25 protein-coding genes and 1 tRNA gene are annotated in these 25331 nt (G+C 32.0%); 7 read left to right on the top strand and 19 right to left on the bottom strand.

The features are described from left to right. Nucleotides 1-54 precede the first annotated feature (54 nt). The 3 genes from VK164_RS00685 to rpe all read left to right on the top strand — a co-directional run bounded on the left by VK164_RS00685 (nucleotide 55) and on the right by rpe (nucleotide 2804). A complete protein-coding gene (locus tag VK164_RS00685) occupies nucleotides 55-999 on the top strand; it encodes a helix-turn-helix domain-containing protein (RefSeq protein ID WP_324207520.1) in 945 nt (314 codons plus the stop codon). 80 nt (nucleotides 1000-1079) lie between these two features. Then, nucleotides 1080-1943, top strand: a complete 864-nt coding sequence (locus tag VK164_RS00680) for a sigma-70 family RNA polymerase sigma factor (RefSeq protein ID WP_166236498.1) — start codon at nucleotides 1080-1082, stop codon at nucleotides 1941-1943. A gap of 201 nt (nucleotides 1944-2144) precedes the next feature. Continuing rightward, entirely contained in the window at nucleotides 2145-2804 is a 660-nt protein-coding gene (gene rpe / locus VK164_RS00675) for a ribulose-phosphate 3-epimerase (RefSeq protein WP_324207519.1), read from the top strand. 38 nt (nucleotides 2805-2842) lie between these two features. Here the strand turns inward: rpe and VK164_RS00670 are convergent, their stop codons facing one another. The 17 genes from VK164_RS00670 to mraZ all read right to left on the bottom strand — a co-directional run bounded on the left by VK164_RS00670 (nucleotide 2843) and on the right by mraZ (nucleotide 20629). Beyond that, on the bottom strand, nucleotides 2843-3262 hold the full coding sequence (locus VK164_RS00670) for a CBS domain-containing protein (protein ID WP_324207518.1): 420 nt from the start codon (nucleotides 3260-3262) through the stop codon (nucleotides 2843-2845). A 69-nt stretch (nucleotides 3263-3331) separates the two neighbouring features. After that, nucleotides 3332-4210 carry a zinc-dependent peptidase gene (locus VK164_RS00665; RefSeq protein ID WP_324207517.1) on the bottom strand — a complete coding sequence of 293 codons (879 nt, stop codon included), beginning with the start codon at nucleotides 4208-4210 and terminating at the stop codon, nucleotides 3332-3334. A gap of 69 nt (nucleotides 4211-4279) precedes the next feature. After that, nucleotides 4280-4353, bottom strand: a tRNA-Arg gene (locus VK164_RS00660). Between the two features lie 68 nt (nucleotides 4354-4421). Next, a complete protein-coding gene (locus tag VK164_RS00655) occupies nucleotides 4422-4871 on the bottom strand; it encodes a GatB/YqeY domain-containing protein (RefSeq protein ID WP_324207516.1) in 450 nt (149 codons plus the stop codon). Between the two features lie 102 nt (nucleotides 4872-4973). After that, nucleotides 4974-6947, bottom strand: a complete 1974-nt coding sequence (ftsZ, locus tag VK164_RS00650; protein ID WP_324207515.1) for a cell division protein FtsZ — start codon at nucleotides 6945-6947, stop codon at nucleotides 4974-4976. 11 nt (nucleotides 6948-6958) lie between these two features. Then, a complete protein-coding gene (gene ftsA / locus VK164_RS00645) occupies nucleotides 6959-8338 on the bottom strand; it encodes a cell division protein FtsA (RefSeq protein WP_324207514.1) in 1380 nt (459 codons plus the stop codon). Between the two features lie 8 nt (nucleotides 8339-8346). Beyond that, complete coding sequence (locus VK164_RS00640) at nucleotides 8347-9069, bottom strand: cell division protein FtsQ (RefSeq protein WP_324207513.1); 723 nt, start codon at nucleotides 9067-9069, stop codon at nucleotides 8347-8349. Beyond that, nucleotides 9056-10402, bottom strand: coding sequence for a UDP-N-acetylmuramate--L-alanine ligase (gene murC / locus VK164_RS00635; protein WP_324207512.1), 1347 nt, complete (start codon nucleotides 10400-10402; stop codon nucleotides 9056-9058). The genes VK164_RS00640 and murC overlap by 14 nt, the downstream gene beginning before the upstream one ends. Before the next feature lie 33 nt (nucleotides 10403-10435). Then, complete coding sequence (gene murG / locus VK164_RS00630; protein ID WP_324207511.1) at nucleotides 10436-11524, bottom strand: undecaprenyldiphospho-muramoylpentapeptide beta-N-acetylglucosaminyltransferase; 1089 nt, start codon at nucleotides 11522-11524, stop codon at nucleotides 10436-10438. Beyond that, nucleotides 11524-12876 carry an FtsW/RodA/SpoVE family cell cycle protein gene (locus VK164_RS00625; RefSeq protein WP_324207510.1) on the bottom strand — a complete coding sequence of 451 codons (1353 nt, stop codon included), beginning with the start codon at nucleotides 12874-12876 and terminating at the stop codon, nucleotides 11524-11526. Before VK164_RS00625 ends, murG begins: the two co-directional genes overlap by 1 nt. 12 nt (nucleotides 12877-12888) lie before the next feature. Next, nucleotides 12889-14223, bottom strand: coding sequence for a UDP-N-acetylmuramoyl-L-alanine--D-glutamate ligase (gene murD, locus VK164_RS00620; protein ID WP_324207509.1), 1335 nt, complete (start codon nucleotides 14221-14223; stop codon nucleotides 12889-12891). Nucleotide 14224: 1 nt separating this feature from the next. Continuing rightward, entirely contained in the window at nucleotides 14225-15445 is a 1221-nt protein-coding gene (mraY, locus tag VK164_RS00615; protein WP_324207508.1) for a phospho-N-acetylmuramoyl-pentapeptide-transferase, read from the bottom strand. A gap of 36 nt (nucleotides 15446-15481) precedes the next feature. After that, the gene (locus tag VK164_RS00610; protein WP_324207507.1) at nucleotides 15482-16945 is read right to left on the bottom strand and encodes a UDP-N-acetylmuramoyl-L-alanyl-D-glutamate--2,6-diaminopimelate ligase; all 1464 of its coding nucleotides are present in this window, start codon (nucleotides 16943-16945) and stop codon (nucleotides 15482-15484) included. After that, nucleotides 16942-18924 (bottom strand): penicillin-binding protein, encoded by a 1983-nt coding sequence (locus VK164_RS00605; protein ID WP_324207506.1) that lies wholly within the window; start codon nucleotides 18922-18924, stop codon nucleotides 16942-16944. Before VK164_RS00605 ends, VK164_RS00610 begins: the two co-directional genes overlap by 4 nt. Beyond that, a complete protein-coding gene (locus VK164_RS00600) occupies nucleotides 18915-19271 on the bottom strand; it encodes an FtsL-like putative cell division protein (protein WP_324207505.1) in 357 nt (118 codons plus the stop codon). The genes VK164_RS00605 and VK164_RS00600 overlap by 10 nt, the downstream gene beginning before the upstream one ends. Before the next feature lie 4 nt (nucleotides 19272-19275). Beyond that, nucleotides 19276-20184, bottom strand: coding sequence for a 16S rRNA (cytosine(1402)-N(4))-methyltransferase RsmH (rsmH, locus tag VK164_RS00595; RefSeq protein ID WP_324207504.1), 909 nt, complete (start codon nucleotides 20182-20184; stop codon nucleotides 19276-19278). Beyond that, a complete protein-coding gene (gene mraZ / locus VK164_RS00590; protein WP_291135713.1) occupies nucleotides 20159-20629 on the bottom strand; it encodes a division/cell wall cluster transcriptional repressor MraZ in 471 nt (156 codons plus the stop codon). The genes rsmH and mraZ overlap by 26 nt, the downstream gene beginning before the upstream one ends. Nucleotides 20630-20964: 335 nt before the next feature. On the opposite strand from mraZ, the gene VK164_RS00585 reads away from it, so the two are divergent. Together VK164_RS00585 and yihA are read left to right on the top strand one after the other, a co-directional pair. After that, nucleotides 20965-21720: an alpha/beta fold hydrolase gene (locus VK164_RS00585; RefSeq protein ID WP_414655533.1), complete on the top strand. Its 756-nt coding sequence runs from the start codon at nucleotides 20965-20967 to the stop codon at nucleotides 21718-21720. 37 nt (nucleotides 21721-21757) lie between these two features. Beyond that, a complete protein-coding gene (gene yihA / locus VK164_RS00580; protein WP_324207502.1) occupies nucleotides 21758-22378 on the top strand; it encodes a ribosome biogenesis GTP-binding protein YihA/YsxC in 621 nt (206 codons plus the stop codon). Nucleotides 22379-22431: 53 nt separating this feature from the next. Here the strand turns inward: yihA and gldC are convergent, their stop codons facing one another. Continuing rightward, the gene (gene gldC / locus VK164_RS00575; RefSeq protein ID WP_324207501.1) at nucleotides 22432-22758 is read right to left on the bottom strand and encodes a gliding motility protein GldC; all 327 of its coding nucleotides are present in this window, start codon (nucleotides 22756-22758) and stop codon (nucleotides 22432-22434) included. 7 nt (nucleotides 22759-22765) lie between these two features. Then, nucleotides 22766-23728 carry a gliding motility lipoprotein GldB gene (gldB, locus tag VK164_RS00570; protein WP_324207500.1) on the bottom strand — a complete coding sequence of 321 codons (963 nt, stop codon included), beginning with the start codon at nucleotides 23726-23728 and terminating at the stop codon, nucleotides 22766-22768. Nucleotides 23729-23809: 81 nt separating this feature from the next. Between gldB and nadE the strand changes: the two genes are divergently transcribed. Both nadE and VK164_RS00560 read left to right on the top strand, forming a co-directional pair. Then, the gene (gene nadE / locus VK164_RS00565) at nucleotides 23810-24616 is read left to right on the top strand and encodes an NAD(+) synthase (protein WP_324207499.1); all 807 of its coding nucleotides are present in this window, start codon (nucleotides 23810-23812) and stop codon (nucleotides 24614-24616) included. Nucleotides 24617-24695: 79 nt separating this feature from the next. Beyond that, nucleotides 24696-25325: a response regulator transcription factor gene (locus VK164_RS00560; protein WP_324207498.1), complete on the top strand. Its 630-nt coding sequence runs from the start codon at nucleotides 24696-24698 to the stop codon at nucleotides 25323-25325. The last annotated feature ends 6 nt before the right edge of the window (nucleotides 25326-25331 follow it).

The raw sequence follows: 25331 nt of genomic DNA, 5'->3' as shown, positions 1-25331 counted from the left end.
AATAAATTACGAAAAATAATTTATTATATATTTGTAATTGTGAAAATCGCAAACATGAAAAACCAAGAAATACTATTAAAAAGCATTCGTCAAAAAATTGGCGACAACTCATTAATTGAAAAGATATCCATAATTCTCGGAATTAGTTATGATGCTGCTCATAGAAGAACTTCAGGAAAATCAAAATTCAGCATTGATGAAACCATACAATTATGTAATACATTTCAAATTTCTATGGACCAGCTTTTTTTACAGTCCAATAAATACATTTTAGAAAAAACAGACACAATAAAAAACACATCAGACTTTAAAGCATATTTAAAAAAAACAACTGAATTATTACATTCTTACACTGAAACAAATTCAACAGCTTATTATTCGGCAAAAGATATTCCATTACATTATACAATTGGAGGAACATTATTATCAAAATTCAAACTATTTGTTTGGCTAACCATATTAAATTCTGAAACAAATACTTCATTTGAGAATTTCAAAATAGATATTAGTTTATTAGAAGAAACATCAACGTTAATCCATATTTTTAACCAAGTTAAAAGAATAGAAATATGGAACGATACCACAATAAACAGTTCATTACAACAATTAATGTATTTCTACGAATCAGGATTGATTTCATATAATAATACTTGCGAAGTATTAGTTGATATTACTAATTGCATTCAAAAAGTGGAATCGAACACCCTTAACAATCATAACTTTGAACTTTTTTATAACGAATTACTATTACTAAACAATACCGTTTTATTTACAAATTCTCAACAAGCACATTTTTTTATTCCTCACAATATGTTAAGTTATTATGTATCAATAGATAAAAAAACTTGCTTAGAAGAACAGGCTTACATTAATCAGCAGATAAAAAATTCTAAATCACTAACAAATTCAGGAATTAAGGAACAAAAAATCTTCTTCAATAGAATGTACCAAAAGATAGATTTTTATCAAAAAAAAATTGACAATTATATTTTAGAATAATTTTTTTTAATTTTTTGTAACTTTTTTAAAACTTCCAACGTATAATAATCAGAACTTTTAAAAAGTAAGGAGAAAATTAAATGAGACAACTTAAAATCACCAAGCAGGTTACTAATCGTGAAACTGCTTCTTTAGACAAATATTTACAAGAAATTGGAAAAGTTGACCTTATAACTGCTGACGAAGAAGTAGAATTAGCACAGCGAATTAAAGCTGGTGATCAAAGAGCTTTAGAAAAATTAACAAAAGCTAATTTACGTTTCGTAGTTTCAGTAGCAAAACAATATCAAAATCAAGGACTTACCCTTCCAGATTTAATTAATGAAGGGAATTTAGGATTAATAAAAGCTGCACAGCGTTTTGACGAAACTCGTGGATTCAAATTCATTTCATATGCTGTATGGTGGATTCGTCAATCAATTTTACAAGCTTTAGCTGAACAATCTCGTATTGTACGTTTACCGTTGAATAAAATTGGTTCTATCAATAAAATCAACAAAATGTACGCTTTATTAGAACAATCTCAAGAGCGTGCTCCTTCTGCAGAAGAAATTGCAAAAGAATTAGACATGACTGTTAATGATGTAAAAGAGTCAATGAAAAACTCTGGTCGTCATTTATCAATGGATGCGCCTTTAGTTGAAGGGGAAGATTCTAACTTATATGACGTTTTACGTTCAGGTGAATCTCCAAATCCAGATAGAGAATTAATTCATGAATCGTTACAAACAGAAATTGAAAGAGCATTGGAAACATTAACACCAAGAGAAGCAGATGTAGTTCGTTTGTATTTTGGTTTAGGTGACCAACACCCTATGACTTTAGAAGAAATCGGAGAAACATTTGATTTAACTCGCGAGCGTGTACGTCAAATTAAAGAAAAAGCAATTAGAAGATTAAAGCACACTTCAAGAAGTAAAATATTGAAAACATATTTAGGATAGTTCCTAATAAACAATAACAACAGTCTAAGACTGTTCGTTTTTTGATTGATGATTGAAACTCCGGCTGATTACCGGAGTTTTATTTTTAAGACTAATCTGAAAGGAGAAATAGTACTGAATAAAATCTTTTAATCTACTAAATTTTTAAACTAGTAAACTAAAAACTATCTTTGTACGCAACAACACACACTATTACTGTTTATGAAAAATACACTTATTGCACCGTCAGTTCTTGCAGCCGACTTTGCTAATTTACAACGTGACATTGAAATGATTAATGCTAGTGAAGCCGATTGGTTTCATATAGATATTATGGATGGCGTTTTTGTTCCAAACATTTCTTTTGGAATGCCTGTTTTGGATGCTATCAAGAAACATGCAAAAAAAACCATAGATGTTCACTTAATGATTGTTGACCCTAACAGGTACATTACAACATTCAAAAAATTGGGAGCTGATGTTTTGACAGTTCATTACGAAGCTTGCACCCATTTACACAGAACACTCCAAGCTATTAAAGCAGAAGGAATGAAAGCGGGAGTTGCCTTAAATCCTCATACTAATGTGGATGTACTAGAAGATATTATTCAAGATATTGATTTAGTTTGTATTATGAGTGTAAATCCTGGCTTTGGAGGTCAATCATTCATAGAAAACACTTATTCAAAAGTAGAAAAACTAAAAGCTTTAATTAACCGAAAAAAAACTTCAACTTTAATAGAAATTGATGGTGGTGTGACCAATAAAAATGCAAAACAGTTAGTTGATGCTGGCGCTGATGTATTAGTTGCAGGAAGTTTTGTTTTTGGAGCTCAAAATCCAATTGCTACAATTGCTGACTTAAAACAAATTACAAGGTAATAAATAAAATCTGACAGGTTTAAAACCTGTCAGATTTATTAATATTGATTGATTAAGTATTTGATTAAATCGGTAGTAGTTACTATTCCTACTAATAAATCTCCCTCACACACTGGTAAAGCATGAAATTCTTTTGAAGCTAAAATTTCAGCCGCTTCTTTTATAGTAGTTTCTGGTGCAATAGAAATTAGTTTTTTTGCCATTACTTGTTCTACTGTAAACATGTTATAAACTGTTGTATCTACAACATCGTCATCGTCATCTATAGCATCCGCAAAAGAAATTCTTAGCAAATCTGTATAACTTAACATACCCACAATTTTATTTCCGCCTACCACTGGAATGTGTCTTATATGGTGTTTTTTAAACAACATTTCGGCTTTTGTTAAATCATCAGAAAGATTTAATTTAACAACATTTTTGGTCATTATGGTTGACACTGGAACTGACTTTTTCATGATTTATACATTTTACTGACATAAAGTTACTCATTAAAACGGCTCAAAAACATGATAGATATCAGTAATTTACTGAATTGTAGTAATAAAATAATTTTCGTTAAAATTAATCATATGCTTAACTTTTGTATATATAGTTGGAAATTTTGTCTTGAACTCATGTGGTGATTCAAAAAAATATTCCAACAAAACAGCTACAAACTCAAACTGATTTTCATAAGCATAATCACGAAGAAATCCAGAATTAATCAAATGTTCTCTCATTTGTGGATTAGAAACTACTCGAAACAAATTTTGCAATGACTCATTAAATAATACAGATGTTACTTTATCACTTTTTGTAGCATGAATATGAAATGCATGAGTAAACTCGTGCAATCCTAAATTCAAATTATCGTTTGAAATTTCAATTCCTTCTTTGAAGTGTTTCCATGAAAAGACAATACTTGCTAATTTTGGATTAAATTCACCTTTGTGATAATTTTCTGTTTGCTCAGAATAATAAATATCTGGAAAAATAATAATTCTTTTAAATAGTGGATTAAGGTAATCTCTCATTCCGAAAGTCAACATAATTGCGGTTCCAGCTATAGTAATTTTCATTTCCTCTGTAACCGATATATCTCTTCCAACAAACTCATATGTATTTACAAAACTAGCAACCCTGTGCTCAAAATAACGCTTGTATTTAGGCTTTAGCCTTGTATAAAAATGGAAATTATTTGACAATATTTGCCTCTGAGAATCATTTATTTTAAAAAAACTTACGTTTGCAAAAACCACTAATGGCTTTTTATAATTTCGTAGATAAAGAATTTCTATGACATAAAAAGTAAAAAATAAAAACAACCCAACTAAAGGAGCTAATAGCAAAAACATTCCGATATAATCGGCTAAAAACAATTCGTACTTATCCTCAGGATTTAATGCAATTAGGCTGCTAATCATATTTACAAATAACGTAAAAATTTGTGTGATACAAAATAAAAAACGCCAAGAAATCTTGACGTTTATAAGTGACCTCGAAGGGAGTCGAACCCCCAACCGCTGGAGCCGAAATCCAGTGCTCTATCCAGTTGAGCTACGAAGCCTTTTAAGAATACATAGCAAAGAAAACAGAAAAAATTAATCTTCTTTTTATTTGCTCTGAATTATTACTTTATACTAAAAGTTTTTTTACAATAGCCGAAATTACTTTTCCTTCAGATTGTCCGCCAATTTGAGCTGAAGCTAATCCCATAACTTTTCCCATAGAAGCAATACCTGAAGCACCAGTTTCTGCAATAATTTTTGCAATAATTGCTTCTACTTCTGCTTCTGATAATTGTGCTGGAAGAAATTTTTCAATTACAGCAATTTGTGCTAATTCTGGTTCTGCTAAATCAGGACGATTTTGTGCTGTAAAAATTTCCGCACTATCCTTACGCATTTTTACCAATCGCTGTAACATTTTGATTTCGTCTGCTTCAGATAAACCATCTGCTGCTCCAGCTTCAGTTTTTGCCAAAATAATAGCCGATTTAATAGCTCTTAAAGCTTCTAATGCAACCGTATCTTTTGCTTTCATGGCTTCTTTCATGTGATCCATGATTTTTACTTCTAAACTCATATATTTATGTTTATTATTTGTGATTTATAGTTTTGCAAAGGTAACAAAAAAACCCGAAAATTGCTCTTCGGGTTTTGTAGGGTAGGTTAGTTTATTATAGATTTAATCTACGTTATCATGAAGAAATGAATTGTTTGAACGAAGTTGAATGTCGTCGTTACTATCGATTCCTAATGACATGCGAGATTGATTATTGTTTGCAGGTGTTGAAGTTACATCAATTCCCATTCTTTTATAAGCTGGTTCTCTTTCAAACTCATCAATTTGTGCATTACTATTGTTGAATTTGTGGTTGAATTCTTTCATTTTTCTTTTACGCTCTTCTGCTCTAAACTTTAATGTTTCTTCGATTGACATTTCAAGAGGAGAAACTGCATCAAACTGAATATTATCTTCTAATTTTTCCACTTCTTTTTTCATGGTAAAATTTAGCTCCTCATCTACTGGTTCAGCAACAATTTCTACTGGTTTAGAAGCTACTAATTCTTCCTCTTTTTCTAAATAATCTTCTAATGAATATTTAATAATTCCATTTTGATTTACTTCAGTAACCGGAACCACATTAATTGGATCTTTTACTTCCATTGAACGTGTTTCAGGTGATAAATCAAATACAATTGTATTTTCAGCTTTAGTCTCAATCTTAGTTTCAAATAAATCTAACGAAAAATTAAAGTCGTCTTTTGCTACTACAAACTCTGGTTCTTTAACTTCAATTTCTCTGATTTGTGGTGTAATGATTTCAAAAGTCGGCGCTACATTTGGGCTAATCACTTCAAAAGTTACATCAATATTTTTTAAAAAATCGGTTGTAGGCACTAAATCAATAGCAGCAACTGGTGTATGAATTTCAAAAACCTGTTCTTCAACTTCTTCTTCTAAAGTAAAAACAACTTTTTGTTCAGCAAGTTCGTCACAAATTGGATTGATAATATCTGCTTTAATTTCTGTTTCTATTGGCGTTTCAAAAATTGGCTCATTAACTGGAAGACTAGCAATTGTTTTATTCAACAATTCGTGAACAATTTTTTGTTCGTCTTCTAAAGAATGAATAATTTTCTTAGGCTCTGTATTTACGATTTCAGCTTGTTGCTCAATGTTAAAACCTGTAGCAATTACCGTTACCGAAATTGCTTCACCTAAAGCTTCTTCTTCACCAACACCCATAATGATGTTTGCATTGTAGCCCGCTTCAGATTGAATGAAATCATTGATTTCTCCGATTTCATCGATTGTAATTTCGTTAGCTTCATCTGTTCCAGAAACGATTAACAATAACACGTTTTTCGCTCCTGTAATTTTATTATCGTTCAATAATGGAGAATCCAAAGCACTTGAAATAGCTTGCTTTGCTCTATCTGTTCCAGCTGCTGTAGCAGAACCCATGATTGCCGTTCCACTGTTTGACAACACGGTTTTAGCATCTTTAAGGTCGATATTTTGAGTATAGTGGTGTGTAATTACTTCTGCAATTCCTCTTGATGCTGTAGCTAATACTTCATCTGCTTTGGAGAAACCAGCTTTGAATCCTAGATTTCCATAAACTTCACGTAATTTATTATTATTGATAACAACTAAAGAATCTACTTGCTTGCGTAAACGCTCTACTCCGGCTAACGCTTGCTCAGAACGAACTTTACCTTCAAATTGAAAAGGAATCGTAACAATACCAACAGTTAAAATGTCGCGCTCTTTCGCCAATTGCGCAATTACAGGAGCCGCACCAGTTCCTGTTCCACCACCCATACCTGCAGTGATGAAAACCATTTTGGTGTTGCTATCCAACATTTTCTCAATTTCGGCAATACTTTCTATAGCAGATTGTTGACCTACTTCAGGATTTGCTCCAGCCCCTAATCCTTCTGTTAAGCTTACACCCAACTGAATTTTATTAGGCACAGGACTATTTTGCAATGCCTGAGAATCAGTATTACAAACTACAAAATCAACACCTTTAATGCCTTGTTTAAACATGTGGTTAATGGCATTACTACCTCCACCACCAACGCCAATTACTTTAATTACGTTAGATTGGTTTTTAGGTAAATCGAATGAAATGTTTCCAAATTCTGACATAGTATCTCCTTTTATTCTGCGTTATCTAAAAATTCTTTAATCTTATCTATATACTTATCAAAAAACGAACGTTTGATTCTATCATCCGTTGTTTCTGTTTTGATAGGTTGAGTAGCTTTTGGCTCCTCTTTTTCTTCCTCGATAATTGTCTCTTCAATTACAACTTGAGGACGAGCCACCACTACTGGCTCTTCTTTTTTCATTTCTACAAATGGAGTAGCACTTTTTGTATTGTTTCTAATACTATTCATTACTAAACCAACTGCTGTAGCATATAATGGACTTGACAATTCTTCGTTTGAATCTCCAGCTAAATGCTCGTTTGGATAACCAATTCTTGTATCCATTCCTGTAATGTATTCTACCAGTTGTTTAATGTGTTGCAATTGTGCTCCACCACCTGTTAATACAATACCTGCAATAAGTTTTTTCTTAGGATCTTCATGTCCATATAATTTAATTTCAGCATATACTTGTTCAATAATTTCCACAACTCTAGCATGAATAATTTTTGACAAATTTTTAAGTGAAATTTCTTTCGGTTCTCTACCTCTCAATCCTGGAATAGAAACAATTTCGTTGTCTTTATTTTCTCCTGGCCAAGCCGAACCAAATCGCGTTTTTAACAACTCTGCTTGTTTTTCAATGATTGAACAACCTTCTTTAATATCTTCCGTAATTACGTTTCCTCCGAAAGGAATTACAGCTGTGTGACGAATGATTCCATCTTTAAAAATGGCTAAATCGGTTGTTCCACCACCTATATCTATCAAAGCAACTCCTGCTTCTTTTTCTTCCTGACTTAAAACAGCATCTGCTGATGCTAAAGGCTCTAATGTTAATCCTGACAATTCTAATCCTGCACTTTTAACACATCTTCCCAAATTACGAATCGAAGCCGCTTGACCAACTACAACGTGAAAACTAGACTCTAATCTCCCGCCATACATTCCGATTGGTTCTTTAATTTCAGCTTGACCATCGATTTTAAATTCTTGTGGCAAAACATGAATAATTTCTTCCCCTGGCAACATTGCCAATTTATGAACTTGTCCAATTAATGTATCAATATCAGCATCGCCAATTACTTCTTCGGCATTAGGACGACTGATATAATCACTGTGTTGAATACTGCGAATATGTTGCCCTGCAATACCTACCACTACATCATTTATTTTATAACCCGAATCATTTTCAGCATCAGTTACCGCTTGCTGAATAGATTGAATAGTTTGTGTAATATTGTTTACAACACCTCTATGCACACCTAAGCTTTTAGATTTTCCTACTCCAAGAATTTCTAGCTTTCCGTATTCATTCTTCTTCCCTATCATTGCTACAATTTTAGTTGTACCAATATCTAATCCTACTGCAATGTTGTCTTTGTTCATAACTCGCTCTATTTCTTACAAACCACTTGTTGTGTAAACATTAAGTTTACCTCTTTATAACTTTTAATCAATGTATCTTTTACAGCATGATGAAAAAATGCTTTGTAATTTTTAAGTTTTTTTTCAACATTAATTGGTTTCCCAAATGCTATTTTATAATCATAACTTCTGTTGGTTAAAACCACATTGCCAGAAGGCATAATTTTGGCACCTGTAATGTTTTTACTCAAGAAATCATCTTTTTTGATTTCATTGAATAACAACAAATAGGGTTTTTCAGTTCCTTTACTCATTTCGCCAGATACTAGCGGAACTCGTGCCGAAAAATTTTGCGACAATGACATCTTATCACCTTTTGAATCAAGATAATAACTCTCACTATCTGTAATAACTCTTACGATTGGGGCCTTTTGAGTAATACGCGTATTTAGAAAACCATCTATTGTTGAAAAAACTTGTGCTTTTTCAATCATCTCGTGATCATCGAGAATAGTTTCTAAAGTATTCAAATCTACTTTATCTTTTTGTATTCTTGAACTACCTCCCAAATTTTGTATTAACAAGTTATTAACCATTTCATGTGTTAAAAACATATTTTCATTCGACTCAAACTTAATATCTATCTTATTGATTTTGCGCTCACTATTCCTCTTTGAAGAAAAAGAGTACAAAAAAATCATCACAAAAATGATTAACACTAATCGAATAGTATGCCAATTAATTCTTCTCATGAAGCGCTTTTTTTAGATCTTTTACAAGTTCACCAATATCGCCCGCACCAATTGTCACAAACACATCTGCATCTGAATTTTCAAAAGCTGTGAACAAATCCTCTTTGCTAACTAATTTTTTATTTGGATTATCAATTTTATTCAACAACCAAGTCGAATTTACACCTTCCATAGGCAACTCGCGAGCTGGATAAATTTCCAATAATAAAATCTCATCAAACTTACTTAAACTCTCTGCAAAACCATCAACAAAATCTTTCGTTCTACTGAACAAATGAGGTTGAAATGCTGCGATGATTTTTTTACCTGGATACAATTCACGAACCGCTTGATGCACCGCATTAATTTCAGTTGGATGATGTGCGTAATCATCTATATAAACTAATTCTTCTTCTCTAATTTGGAATGAAAAACGTCTTCTTACACCTTTAAAACTTGCTAATGCCGCAATGATTTTCTCATTAGAAACACCATAAGATTTCGCCATCGCAAAAGCTAACAATGCATTAGTTAAATTATGATGACCAGGTAATCCAAATTTTACATTTTGAACTACTTCGGATGGTGTTTTTACATCAAAAACATAAAAACCATTTTCAATTCGGATGTTTTGAGCAGAAAAATCAGCATCATTATTTACTCCGATAGTATTTCCTTCTAATGGTAATCCCTTGATAATATATAAACTCTCGGCAGGTGTTTTCGCTGCAAACTCTCTAAATGATTCTTCAATATGAGCTGCATCACCATAAATATCTAAATGGTCAGCATCCATTGAGGTTACACAAGAAACATTAGGATGTAAATGTAAAAAAGAACGATCAAACTCATCAGCTTCTACAACCGTTACAGTTTTTCCTGAACCTATTAAATTAGAATTATAGTTTTCGACTATTCCTCCTAAAAAAGCCGTTACATCTACTCCACTTTCATACAGAACATGTCCTAAGATACTTGATGTTGTGGTTTTACCATGTGTTCCTGCAACAGCGAAACAGTACGTGTCTTTAGTAATAATTCCTAAAACTTCGGCACGCTTTTTAATATTATATTCTCTCTCAACAAAATAATTCCACTCGGAATGCGAAACAGGAACAGCTGGAGTAACAACTACCAGCGTATTTTCTCTGTAAAAATCAGATGGAATAAGATTTATATTGTCTTCAAAATGAATTTCTAAACCTATTTCTTGCAATTCATCTGTTAACTGAGTTGGTGTTTTGTCATAACCCACTACTTTTTTTCCAATGTATTGAAAATAACGCGCCAAAGCACTCATTCCGATACCTCCGATTCCGATGAAATAAACGTTATGTATTTGATTTAGATTCATTTTTTTAGTTAAATTGTTTAACTGTTAATTTATTTAGTTGATTAGTTTTATTATCTCTTCAACAATATCTTTTGTTGCATTTGGTTTGGCTAATCTCATTATATTTTTACTTAATTCTAATTGTTTCTTTTCGTCAGAAATTAAGTCTGAAAAAATCGTTTCAAATTGAGTATCTAATTCAGATTCTTTGATTAAAATTGCTCCATTTTTATCCGAAATTGCTTTAGCATTTTTAGTTTGATGATCTTCAGCAACATTTGGTGACGGAATAAAAATCGTTGGTTCTCCCACAATACACAATTCCGAAACGGATGATGCTCCTGAACGAGAAATTACGACATCTGCAGCTGCGTAAACCAAATCCATTCTATCTATAAATGCTACTACCTGAACGTTTTCTTTTTCATTATATTTTGAATAATCGTTCAAATATAATTTACCACATTGCCAGATGATTTGAATATTTTGACTCAATATAAAATCCAATTCTTTCTCAATCAATTGATTGATTCTTCTAGCGCCTAAACTTCCTCCTAAAACTAACAATGTTTTTTTATTCGCATCTAATTTAAAATAAGCAATAGCTTCACTTTTACTAGCTTCATTAATCAAATCTTGTCGGACTGGGTTTCCTGTCAAAATCATTTTATCTTTTGGGAAAAATCGTTCCAAATTTTCGTAAGCCACACAAATTTTATTTGCTTTTTTAGCTAATAATTTATTCGTGATTCCAGGATATGAATTTTGTTCTTGAATAACCGTTGGAATATTTAACATCGAAGCTACTTTCAAAACTGCTCCGCTTGCAAAACCTCCAGTTCCAATTACTACATCAGGCTTAAAACTTTTAATAATTCGAAATGAATTCCACATACTTGAAAGCAGTTTGAAAGGAAACATCGCATTATCAAAAGTTAATTTTCGTTGAATTCCAGAAATCCATAATCCTTTGATGGCGTATCCTGCTTGAGGCACTTTTTGCATTTCCATTTTATCTTTGGCGCCTACAAAAAGAAATTCTGCTTCTGGAAAACGAGATTTTAATTCGTTTGCAATTGCAACTGCAGGATAAATATGTCCGCCTGTTCCACCTCCGCTTATTATGAATCTTGGTTTTTTCATTACTTTTTATTTAAAACTGCGTTCATTGGATTTTGCCCGTTTACTAACACATCTCCGTTTTCATCTTCAATTAATGACTCTTTAATTGAACTTTTAATATTATTTATTTTTTGTTGATTTTCATCGGCTTCTTTTTCTTCATTTAATGCTACTTGCGCATCGATAATTTGTTGTAACGCTTCATCACGTTTACGTTTTTCTTCTAAATCCAATGCTACTTCTTCTTCTTTTTTCGTAACACTTAAAATAATTCCAATGGCGATACATGTCATCCAAATTGAAGTTCCCCCACTACTAATTAAAGGCAAAGGCTGACCAGTTACTGGAAGCAATTCTACCGCAACTCCCATATTGATAAATGCTTGAAATATGATTGAAAATCCAAGCCCAATGATTAAGAGTTTTCCAAATAATGTGGTTGCTTTTTGCGCATCAATAATGAAACGGATAAACAACAACAAATACAAAAATATAATTCCGACAGCACCTATTAATCCATATTCTTCCACAATGATTGCGAAAATGAAATCGGAAGAAGATTGTGGTAAAAAGTTTTTCTGAACGCTTTTTCCCGGTCCTAATCCATATATTTTTCCGGATGCAATAGCAATTTTTGCTTTTTCAATCTGGTAATCATCTTCATTTGGTTTGTCGTCAAAAAAGCTATCGATACGACTCATCCATGTATCCACACGATTAGGCATAGCATCTGGAAATGCTTTTGCTACCAAAACAAACATTAACAAACTAGCAAAACCTGCTCCAATAATAAATCCTAGATATTTCAATGGATATTGACCTATAAAAACCAACATACACACCATTGAAAAAATTAGGGCTGTCGTTGAAAAATTTGCAGGAAGCACTAATGCTAAAACAGCAAAAACGGGAGCCCATAACTCTAATAATGAATCTTTGAACGAATATTCTTTATCGCTGACTTTTGCTAAATAACGCGCTACGTAAATCATTAAAACAATAAATGCTAACGTAGATGTTTGAAAGCTGATTCCTACAAACGGAATTTGAATCCAACGACTAGCATTTGCACCATCAATAACTGTTCCTTTGAATAAAGTATATACTAAAAGTAAAATCACCAACGGGATTCCGAAAATAGATAATGCTTTGAAGTAATGATAAGGTGTTTTATGCACAAAATAAATAATAGTAAACCCTAGCATTACATGTACAAAATGTTTAAACAAGTAACCAATTGTAGTCCCTTTTCCGATAACGTAAACCAAATTAGTACTTGCACTATATACTGGTAAAAAAGAAATAAGCGCTAATAGAAAAACTATAGCCCAAATGGTTTTATCTCCTCGTATTTTACCAATGATATCGAACATTTATGTTTAATTTTATAAATTATAAATCGCTTGTTTGAATTGTTTTCCTCTGTCCTCGTAATTTTCAAACAAATCAAAACTTGCGCATGCTGGTGATAATAATACACTATCTCCTTTTTCAGCCAAACGTTGTGCTAATTGAACTGCTTCGGCCATTGATGTAGTTTCTACCATTACATCTACAACATTATTGAAAGCATTAATAATTTTTGTATTATCAACACCTAAACATACAATTGCTTTTACTTTCTCGCGCACTAATGGCATTAACTCATCGTAATCATTTCCTTTGTCAACACCTCCCACTATCCAAACAGTTGGCGTTGTCATACTATCCAAAGCATAAAAAACCGAATTCACATTCGTAGCCTTAGAATCGTTGATGTATTGTACACCTTGAATCTTCAATACTTTTTCTAATCGGTGTTCAGCACCTTGGAAATTTGTTAAACTTTCTCTGATGGTTTGTTTTCTAATATTCAACAATTGCGCTACAGCTGTTGCTGCCATTGCATTCTTAATGTTGTGTTTTCCTTCTAAAGCTAGTTCGTTGATTGGCATAGTAAATAGTTCTTTATTAATTGTGCTGTTAATGTTGTTATCTTCTAAAAATGCTCCTTGATTTTCTGGTTTTTTTATGAGCGAAAAAGGAACTTTGTTTGCTTTAATCTTGTTATTGTTTAACCAATTTTTAATTGCCTCATCTTCATTATCATAAATCAAATAATCAGCTTCTGTTTGATTTTTTGTAATTCTAAATTTGGAATCGATGTATAAATTGTAATCATAATTATATCTATCTAAATGATCTGGGCTAATATTCGTAATAATCGCAATGTGTGGCTTGTAATTTATGATTCCGTCCAATTGAAAACTACTCAATTCTAACACATAAATATCGTGCTTGTTTTCAGCTACTTGCCAAGCAAAACTTTTTCCGATATTTCCTGCTAATCCTACATTTAAACCACCTTGTTTTAACAAATGATACGTCAAAAGTGTTGTGGTTGTTTTCCCATTGCTCCCTGTAATTCCAACTGTAGTTGCATCAGTAAACTGAATAGCAAATTCGATTTCAGAAATTACCGAAATTCCTTTTTCGATAAGCTTTTTTACGATGGGTGCTTTTTCAGGAATTCCAGGGCTTTTCATTACAACATCGGCATTCAGAATTAAATCTTCTGTGTGCTTTTCATCTTCCCAAGCGATTCCATTAATGGTAAGAACTTCTTTATAATTTTCTTTTATTTTTCCAAAATCTGACACAAAAACATCGTATCCTTTTTTCTTTCCTAAAATGGCGGTTCCAACTCCACTTTCGCCTCCGCCTAAAACTACCAGCCGCATCTTATCTTAATTTTAAAGAAACGAGTGAGAAAATAGCTAATAGAATTCCAACAATCCAAAAGCGAGTTACAATTCTACTTTCGTGATACCCTTTTTTCTGATAATGATGATGTAATGGTGACATTAAAAAGATTCGTCGTCCTTCTCCAAACTTCTTTTTGGTGTATTTGAAATAACTCACTTGTAGAATTACCGATAAGTTTTCGGCTAAGAAAATACCACAAACCACAGGAATCATTAATTCTTTGCGAATTGCAATTGCAATTACAGCAATAATTCCACCTATCGTCAAACTTCCTGTATCACCCATGAATACTGAAGCAGGATAAGCGTTGTACCAAAGAAATCCAACCAAAGCTCCAACGAATGCTGCAATATATACTGTCATTTCACCCGAATTTGGTATGTACATGATGTTCAAATAATCAGAAAAAATAATGTTACCTGAAACGAAAGTGAACAATCCTAAAGTTAGTACTGAAATTGCGGAAGTTCCAGCGGCTAAACCATCGATTCCATCTGTAAGATTAGCTCCGTTTGATACAGCCGTAATTACAATAATTACCATCGGAATAAAAATCAACCATGCATAATTCTCATAACCATCTCCCATAAAAGAAAGTACTTCTGCATAATCAAATTCGTTATTTTTCATAAACGGAATCGTGGTCGCTGTAGATTTTTCTTCTAAATCTGCTGGCTTAATATTGTTTTCGATTTTAATTCTTGAAGCTACTGTATCTTTACGAACCGTTACATCTGGACTTAGATACAAAACCGTTCCTACAATTAATCCTAAACCTACTTGCCCTATTACTTTAAAAATTCCTTTTAAACCTTGCTTGTCTTTTTTGAAAATTTTAATATAATCATCAATAAAACCAATTGTTCCCATCCAAAGAGTGGTCATAATCAATAAAATAATGTAAATATTATTCAATTTAGCAAGTAAAAAAACTGGAATTAACGTTGCTAAAATAATAATGATTCCACCCATTGTTGGCGTTCCAGCTTTAGCAGTTTGCCCTTCTAAACCAAGTTCACGAACTGTTTCACCAACTTGTTGATTTCTCAAATAGTTAATAATTTTTTTACCATAAATAGTAGCTATCAATATTGACAATATAAAAGCTAACGCCGAACGAAATGTAATGTATTGAAACACTCCAGCTCCTGGAACATCAAATGCTTTATCTAAGTATTGGAAAATATAATATAACATCTTTTTTTCTTAGTTTTAAGGGTTAGTGATTGGCTTTTATTTGTTTAATTGTTGTAATAATTCGGTTACAATTTTTAAATCATCAAAATCATAACGCACTCCTTTTATTTCTTGATAAGTCTCATGTCCTTTCCCTGCGATTAAAATAATATCGTTCGGATTTGCTAATTGACAAGCTGTTTTTATAGCTTGCTTTCTATCTAAAATCGAAAGTGTTTTCTTAAAATTTTGAGGTTCTACTCCTTTTTCCATTTCTTCAATTATGGTTTCAGGATTCTCTGTCCTTGGATTATCTGATGTAAAAATAGCTTTGTCACTAATTGAAGAAGCAATGTTTGCCATAATTGGTCTTTTCGTTTTATCTCTATCGCCACCACAACCAACAACAGTTATCAATTGCTCGTTTTTAGTTCGAATATCCTCAATGGTTTTTAATACATTTTCCAAGGCATCTGGTGTGTGTGCATAATCAACAATAGCTGTGATTTTTGAATTGGAAACAATAAATTGAAATCGCCCTGAAACACTTTCTAATTCTGAAAGTAACCGTAAAGCTTCAACTCTTTCGATTCCTAATTCAACAGCAACTCCGTAAATTGCTAATAAATTATAAGCATTAAAAGAACCTATTAATTTTACCCAAACTTCATTATCATTAACTTTTAATAACAATCCAGATAATTGGTTTTCTAAAATTTGCGCCTTGTAATCAGCATATGATTTTAAAGCATAAGTTAATTTCTTAGCTTTTGTGTTTTGAAGCATTATCGCTCCGTTTTTATCATCAATATTGGTAATTGCAAAAGCTGATTTTGGCAAATTATCAAAGAATAATTTTTTAACATCACGGTATTCTGCAAACGTATTGTGATAATCTAAATGATCATGTGATAAGTTTGTAAAAACACCTCCTGCAAAATGCAAAGCTTCTGTTCTTTTTTGATGGATACCATGCGAAGAAACTTCCATAAAGCAAAATTCGCAACCATCTAAAACCATTACATCTAAATACTTGTTGATAGTTAAAGAATCTGGCGTTGTATGGGTAGCTTTGAATTCTTGCTCGTCAACCATGATTTTAACAGTTGACAACAATCCTACTTTATAACCTGCTTTTTTGAATAATTGGTACAATAAAGAAGCAATAGTTGTTTTACCATTAGTTCCTGTAACACCAACTAGTTTTAAACTTTCAGATGGATTTCCATAATAATTAGCCGCTAAAAAAGCCAAGGCTACGTTAGAATCTTTTACTTTGACATAAGTAATTCCATCAATAATTGTGTTTGGAAATTCTTCACAAATTACTGCAATTGCACCAAGATTTACAGCTTTTTCAATATAATCATGACCATCAGAAAGTGTACCCCTGATAGCCACAAAAACATCGTTCAATTCAATTTTTCTTGAATCGAATTCAATTTTTGAAATAGTAACATCAGTAGTTCCTTGAACTGCTTCAATTCCTACTTTATATAATATGTCTTTTAAATTTTTCAAGATAATTCGATTATTATAGTTTGATTTTTGTTAAAAGCCTGCCCAGATGAAAGTGATTGTTTTTTAACTTTTCCAATACCAATGACTTTAACTTTTAATCCTAAATTTTCTAATAATGCCACCGCGTCCATTCCATCCATCCCTTTCACATTTGGAACTATTTGAACTTCTTTTTCAACAGCCTTATAATAGTTTCCATAGCTTTTTTCTTGAGAAACAACCTTAGCATCTATATTTTTTACATGATTGGTTGAAGGAGAATCAGTAAATATTTTTTGAGCGATTCGTTTAAAAACTGGCCCAGCAACATCAGCACCATAATATCCTGCAGCTACATTTGGTTTGTGAACTACTACAATGCATGAATATTTTGGTTCATCTGCTGGAAAGTAACCAACAAAAGAAGAAGCATAATACAATTTTGACTTATCTTTATAATTTACTTGAGCAGTTCCTGTTTTTCCTGCCATTGAAAAATCTTTAGAATACAATTTTGACCCAGTTCCTTTTTTCACCACGTTTTGTAATACCGCTCGTACCTTATTTAGTGTTTCTTGTGAACAGATTTTTGGATTGATTATTTCGGTATTGTACTTTTTGATTGTTTTATTCCATTCCTTAATTTCACTTACAAAAATTGGTTTCACCATTACCCCATCATTCGCAACTGCATTATACAATGTCAATGTTTGCAATGGAGTTATGGAAACACCATATCCAAATGCCATCCACGGCAAAGAAACTCCCGACCACTTATCTGTTCCAGGCTGAGGAATTACAGGAATTCCTTCTCCTTTAATTGGCAACCCTAATGGTTTATTTAAACCATAGCTATTGATTCTATCTACAAATTGTTTTGGATTGTCTTTATAACTATTGTAAACAGATTGCACAAGAATTGTGTTCGAAGAAACTTCAAAACCTCTTGCTAATGAAATTTTACCATAACCACCTTTATGTGAATCTCTTACTTTACGTTTGTAATACTGAATTTCACCTCCATTAGAGTTATAAACCGTACTTGTATCAGCTTTTTTATCATCTAAAACCGCAATCAAATCCACTAGTTTGAATGTTGACCCAGGTTCATGTGACTCTGCAATAGCATAATTTTGTGTTTCATAATACGACCCATCATCTGCTCTTCCTAAATTTGAAATAGCTTTGATGTGACCTGTTTTGGTCTCCATTACTACCACACAACCGTGATCCGCACTGTAATATTCTAACTGTTTCAACAACGCATGATGTGCAATATCTTGTATGTATACATCAATTGTTGAAATAATATCATAGCCATCTTGAGGTTCTCTTTCATTAATATCACTAATAGGTTTCCATTGATTTTTTGCGATTTTTTGCATCATACGATGTCCGTTTTTTCCATTCAAATAATCACGAAAAGCATATTCTAACCCTTTTCCATCTTCATTTGAACGTTCGTAACCTATGGTTCTTTTTGCTACCAAACCAATTGGATGCTCTCTCACAATTTTTTGCTCAATAATTAATCCTCCTTTGTTAGCTCCTTTATTGAACAATGGAAATGTTTTTAAACGCATTTGTTGGGTATAACTCAATTTTTTTGCTATAAAAACGTAACGACTTTTATTAGCTCTTGCTTTTTGCAATTTAGCTTGATAATGTCCTGCAGATTTTCCAAACATCACCGATAAAGAGTCTGAAAGCCCCTCTACATTTTCTTTGAAATTTTCATCAGACGGCGCCACGGCATCAAAATAAATTGCATATTCTGGAATTGAAGTTGCTAACAGACTTCCGTCTGCAGAATACACGTTTCCTTTATTGGCTGGAATTGGAAAATTTTTAACCGTTCTTTCGTTTCCTAATTTGCGATAATATTTCCCTTCTACCCATTGAATATTATTCAGTTTAATCAAAACAAAAACTGCCATCATGAAAAACATGAAGGCTACAAAATACATGCGATACGATATTTTTTTATCTTCTATTGCCATATTTTTAATTTGTCCCAAAAACTATTTTTTTCTTTTTTACTTTCCACTACTATTTTTACTGGAGGCACTTCTGATGGTAGAATTTGTCTTGCTTCCATTTTTTTTGCTACAGTAGATTCCATTTTTAACTTCATCAATTCAGAACGGCGGTCTACAAATTCAGAGCGCAACTCTTTTACTTGATTAGTTAATTCGGTAATTCTATAATTTTTAGCATCATATTGGTGATTATTAGCAATCATAATCATTCCTAAAATCACTAAAAAAACTATAAACTTCCAGTTCTTAAGAGCGTCATCACTAATAAGAAATTTGGCTTTTAATAAACTGTAAACTCCGTTTTTCATGTGATTATATTTTTTCTGCTACTCTTAATTTTGCACTTCGAGCTCTATTGTTGATTGCAATTTCTTCTTCGGTTGGAACGATTAATTTTTCGATGATTTTAAAAGGAACTTCAAAATTTCCAAAGAAATCACGTTCTGGTTCTCCTTCAAACATCCCATTTTTTACAAAACGTTTTACCAACCTATCTTCTAATGAATGATAAGAAATCACACTCAATCTTCCACCAGGCTTCAAAATCTCTAATGATTGCTCTAAAAACTCTTTTAAAACTTCCATCTCTTGATTTACTTCAATACGAATAGCTTGGTATATTTGGGCTAAAATTTTATTGCTTTTATGTCCTGGTAAAAACTTAGCCAGCACTTTTTTCAATTCGTCAGAATTCCTGATTTCTTTATCTTTTCGAGCCGTTACAATTACGTTTGCCATAGCTCTAGCATTTTTTAATTCGCCATAATCAAACAAAACCCTTGAAATATCTTGTTCGTCGTATTCATTTACTACGTGATAGGCACTGATGTCTCCTTTTTGATTCATTCGCATATCCAATTCAGCATCAAAACGGGTTGAAAAACCTCTTTCAGCCACATCAAATTGATGTGATGAAACGCCTAAATCTGCCAAAATTCCATCCACTTGCTTGACTCCGTGGAAACGTAAAAATCGTTTTATGAATCTAAAATTTTCATTGATTAAAGTAAATCGCTCGTCATCAATGGCGTTTTTCAAAGCATCTAAATCTTGGTCAAAAGCGAATAGTTTTCCGTTTTCACCCAAACGACTCATAATTTCTCTCGAATGACCGCCACCACCAAAAGTAACATCCACATACACTCCATCAGGACGAATATTTAATCCATCAACCGTTTCTTTTAACAATACCGGATTATGATATTCCATCTTCGTCGTCATTTAAATTACCCATTACTTCTTCTGCTAAATCTGCGAAATCATCCGTAGCATTTTCAATCGCATTTTCATATTTATCTTTATCCCAAATTTCAATAATATTAATTGCTGAATTCAACACAATATCTTTATCGATTTGAGCAAAAACCACTAAATCTTTTGGAATCAAAAGTCTCCCTGTTGCATCAATCTCTACCATTTTAACTCCTGCCGTAAATCTTCTAATAAAATCGTTATTCTTTTTTACAAAACGATTTAGCTTATTGATTTTCAACATCATTTTATTCCATTCGCTCATTGGAAACAACTCCAAACAAGGTTGAAAAACGGAACGCTTTAACACGAAACCCTCCTCTAAAGAACCCAATTGTTTCTTTAGCGACGTAGGCAGCATCAGCCTTCCTTTGGCATCTACTTTACACTCGTATGTTCCGATTAATGTTTTCAATTTTTTATTTCAATTAGAATAAGGACAAATTTAGAAAATTTTTACCACTTTTTACCACAAACTACCACTTTGTTAATAAGTTTTTAGATTCAAAAACTAAAAAACCCACTTTTAACAAAAGTTTATTTGCAAAAACAAGGAAATTGAGAACTTTAGAAAGAAAAAAGAAAAATAAATAAAAGCCTATCACTCCTTAAATTAGGGCTAAAATTGTTGATAACTAACAAATTAGAAGAAAACAATAAACTAAAATTTGTTCGTTATTTTTTTCTTTACATTCGTTAATAAAATAGTATATTTGTCGAACATGAGAACTAACACATTAAGTGGAATTTATGTTAAAAAAAGAAAAGAAATATACCTATTTTGAAGCCGGAGAAGGAACCCCTATAATTATTCTACACGGATTAATGGGAGGTTTGAGTAATTTTGATGGTGTAGCAAATTTTTTTCCGCCAAAAGGTTACAAAGTTGTTATCCCTGAATTACCGATATACACACAAAATATTTTAAAAACAAACGTTAAAGCTTTTTCAAAATTTGTAAAAGACTTTATACTTTTCAAAGGATTTGATCAAGTTATTCTTGTTGGAAATTCACTAGGAGGACACATTGGTTTGTATCACACAAAAATGTATCCAGAACTAGTAAAAGCATTAGTAATTACTGGAAGTTCAGGTTTATATGAAAGTGGAATGGGCGAAAGTTACCCAAAACGTGGTGATTATGAATACATTAAAAAGAAAGCAGAAGACGTTTTCTATAATCCAGAAATAGCAACTAAAGAAATTGTTGATGAAGTTTTTGCAACAGTTAATGATAGAATCAAACTAATCAAAACATTAACTATTGCTAAAAGCGCTATTCGTCACAACATGGCAAAAGATTTACCAAAAATGACTACACCAACCTGTATTATTTGGGGTAGAAATGATAAAGTAACGCCACCGAATGTAGCCGAAGAATTTGATAGATTACTACCAAACTCTGAGTTGTTTTGGATTGACAAATGCGGACACGCTGCCATGATGGAGCATCCAGACGAATTTAATCAAATTTTATTTGATTGGTTACAAAAGAACAATTTATAATAGTTCCCCATTTTGGGGAATTTTATTTTAATACCATATGAAAATTAATACCGCCGAATTTGTAATTAGTAATTCAGAAGTAGATAAATGCCCTAAAGAGCGTTTACCTGAATACGCTTTTATTGGTCGTTCAAACGTGGGGAAATCATCATTGATTAACATGTTAACGAATCATAAAAATTTAGCTAAGACATCATCAAAACCAGGTAAAACCCAATTAATCAATCACTTTAAAATCAATAGTAATTGGTTTTTAGTTGATTTACCGGGTTATGGTTATGCAAGAGTTTCTAAGAAAACCAAAGCGGTTTTCCAGCAATTTATTATGGATTATTTTGAACAAAGAGAACAGTTAGTTTGTGCCTTTGTTTTGATTGATATCCGATTAGAAGCTCAAAAAATTGATTTGGAATTCATGGAATACTTAGGCGAAAGCGAAATTCCGTTTGCGATTATTTTTACCAAGTCAGATAAACTTGGAAAAAACAAAGTTAACAATCATGTAGAAGCATACAAAAAACAATTGTTATCTGGTGATTGGGCTGAAATGCCGCCTTATTTTGTTACTTCATCATTGGAATCTATTGGCAGAGAAGGGATTTTAGAATATATCAATGAAATCAATGAAAATATTTTTAAAAACGAAGGATTTATTTAACAACCTTTAAACAAATAAAAAAGCCGCTAACTAATTTTAACGGCTTTTTTTTATTAAGCTTTTAACTCCATTTTTTCAGCAAAATAATCACAAAAATCGCGCATGGTATCGGCCATTTTTTCATCGGCAGTTGCGCGTTGAAAAGTATCTGCCATTGCTACAAGTGTTTGATGAAAGAATTGTTTCATTTCATCCACAGGCATATCTTTTGTCCATAAATCAATACGTAATGTTTCTTTTGCTTTGCTATCCCAAATAGATAACAACATTGCTTTTGCCTCTTCCTGCTCTACACCACCATCTTGCGCCGTCCATAACAATTTGTCTGGAACGTTATTTTCATCTAAACCTACGGTTATTTTTATATCTGATTTTTTCATTTTAAACTTATTGCTTCTTAGGTTTATATTTAGAATTTTCAAAAATAGTTTTCGCATCCATTGCCATTAATTGCTCTAAAGTAACATCATCATTATTTTCCATATAACTTCTAACAATTTGCCATCCTAACCATTGCCCAACTCTCCCTGGAGATTGATTGTCAATTTCTAAATAAAATCTTGAAAAAGGCGCTGGAGAAATAAAACGTTGTTCATTTTTTGGATTAGTATCGTACAACAATTTATTTTCTACCAAATTACTCCACATAAAATATTCATTTTCTTGACACCATTTAATTTGCAAATCGGTATATCCAATTTTATTAGCATCAGAATAATCAGGAATTAATTTGTCTTTTATATACAATTCTTTTCCATAATAAATCATCGCAGAAAGTAGCGTTCTATCAGTTGGTGTTGCAATTTTTCCATAACAAAAATTAGAAACTAAGTTTGGTAAAATTTGATTTTCTTCCAACTCGATTTTCTTATATTCAGGAAAATCTACATAAAAACGATGATCTTTTCCTAAATAACAATCCAATGAAACAAGTGCTAAAGTGTCGACATAAAAAACTTTACCTTCCATATCCACTTCATTAATTAAAGTGATTACACGCGGTGTTTTATATTTTGGAAAATAATATTGTACATGAGCAAACAATTTTTCCATATCCGTCTCAACTTTACCCAAGGTAGGATATTTTGATTGTACTTCTCTATACAATTCTTTCAACAATGGATTCTTCAATTTGTTTACCCATACAGAATCGGGATTTCCCGCTGGAAAAAAGAAGGGATATTTTGCTTTTATTTGCTGTAATTCCTCAGGTTTTGAACCATAAAAAACTTGATCAAAGCGTTCAACTTTAAATTCTACAGGGATTTGAGCCACAGCTTCTTCAATTTTACTTTCTTCCTTACAAGAAAATAAAGAAACTGCAATAAGTATGAATAATAATTGCTTCATATAGCGTATTTTTTATATTTTTATCAAAACTAAATTTGGTTGCAAATATACAGTTATCGACTCATAAATTTTCATAAAAAAATGACAAATTCTATTACATTTCAGTCTGAAAAAATAAATCAACACATAGTAAAATGGTTACTCGATTATGCTACTAACGCAAAAGTTAAAGGTTTTGTTGTTGGAATTTCTGGAGGAATCGACAGTGCTTTAACCTCAACACTTTGTGCACAAACAGGTTTACCGACATTATGTATTGAAATGCCAATTCATCAAGCTGAGAGTCATGTAAATAGAGCTAACGAACATATTGACCAACTAAAAAAACGTTTTCCTAATGTTTTTAACGAAAGAGCTGATTTAACTCCTGTTTTTGAAACATTTAAAACTCAAGTTCCATCATCTGAGAATGAAGCAGTCTTAAATTTATCGTTAGCTAATACCAGAGCACGTTTGAGAATGACTACATTATATTATTTTGCAGGTTTACATGGTTTTTTAGTTGTTGGAACTGGAAATAAAGTAGAAGACTTTGGTGTAGGCTTTTTTACAAAATATGGTGATGGTGGTGTAGATATTAGCCCAATAGCAGATTTAATGAAAAGTGAAGTACGCCAACTTGCTACATTTTTAAATGTTCCTGAAAGTATTTTGAAAGCTAAACCAACAGATGGGTTATTTGGAGACGACCGAAGCGATGAAGATCAAATTGGCGCTAACTATGACGAGCTAGAATGGGCAATGCAACAATATGAAAGCGGAAAGACAATGGAAGACTTTTCTGGGAGAGAAGCACATGTGTTTTCTATCTACAAAAGACTAAATACGATCAATCAACACAAGATGAATCCTATTCCTGTTTGTGAAATTACTAAAAATTTTAAATAATTATCAATCTAATTAACAAGTAATTACGTTTTTTTTACTAACTTTGATTAGTTATTATCAGTAATGTAATTTTTTAGTTATGATTAAAGTATGTATTGCAGATAGTTTACCGGTTGTTACCTATGGCTTACAATCGTATTTTAAAGGAAATCCTAAAATAGAAGTAGTAGCAGTTGCAAAAAATTTAGAATCTCTTTTACAAGAACTAAACTCAAAAAAAGTAGCAATACTTTTACTTGATGTAGAACTTGTTGGCCTATCTAGTATTAGAGATATTAAAAGTTTACTCAAAGATTATCCTGAAACTAAAATTATTTTATACACTTCAGTTTCAGAACAAATGTATGCTCCAACAGCTATAAAAGCTGGTGTTTCAGGCTATGTGTCTAAAAATGTTGAATTAAAAGATTTAGAAAACACCATACTTAAAGCAGATGAAGGCACCGTTATTTTTAGTGATTCTGTTAAAAAAAGTATAGATCTTTTAAGTAAAGGGAAAAAATCGGAACGCTTGTTTAAAAAATTATCAACACGTGAAATAGAAGTACTTCGTTATCTAAATAATGGTAAAAAAAACAAAGAAGTTGCTCAAATTTTGGGTTTGGATGAAAAAACCATTAGTACTTATAAATTGAGACTTTTGGCAAAATTAAATGTAACCAATTTGGTTGATCTATTGAAAAAAGCGAAAGATCTAGATGTGATTTAAACTTTC

Origin of the sequence: Flavobacterium sp. (assembly GCF_035299005.1) — a bacterium.
Lineage (GTDB): Bacteria > Bacteroidota > Bacteroidia > Flavobacteriales > Flavobacteriaceae > Flavobacterium.
Note: the sequence above shows the minus strand (reverse complement) of the source record. Positions and strands in the feature narration are given on the sequence as shown.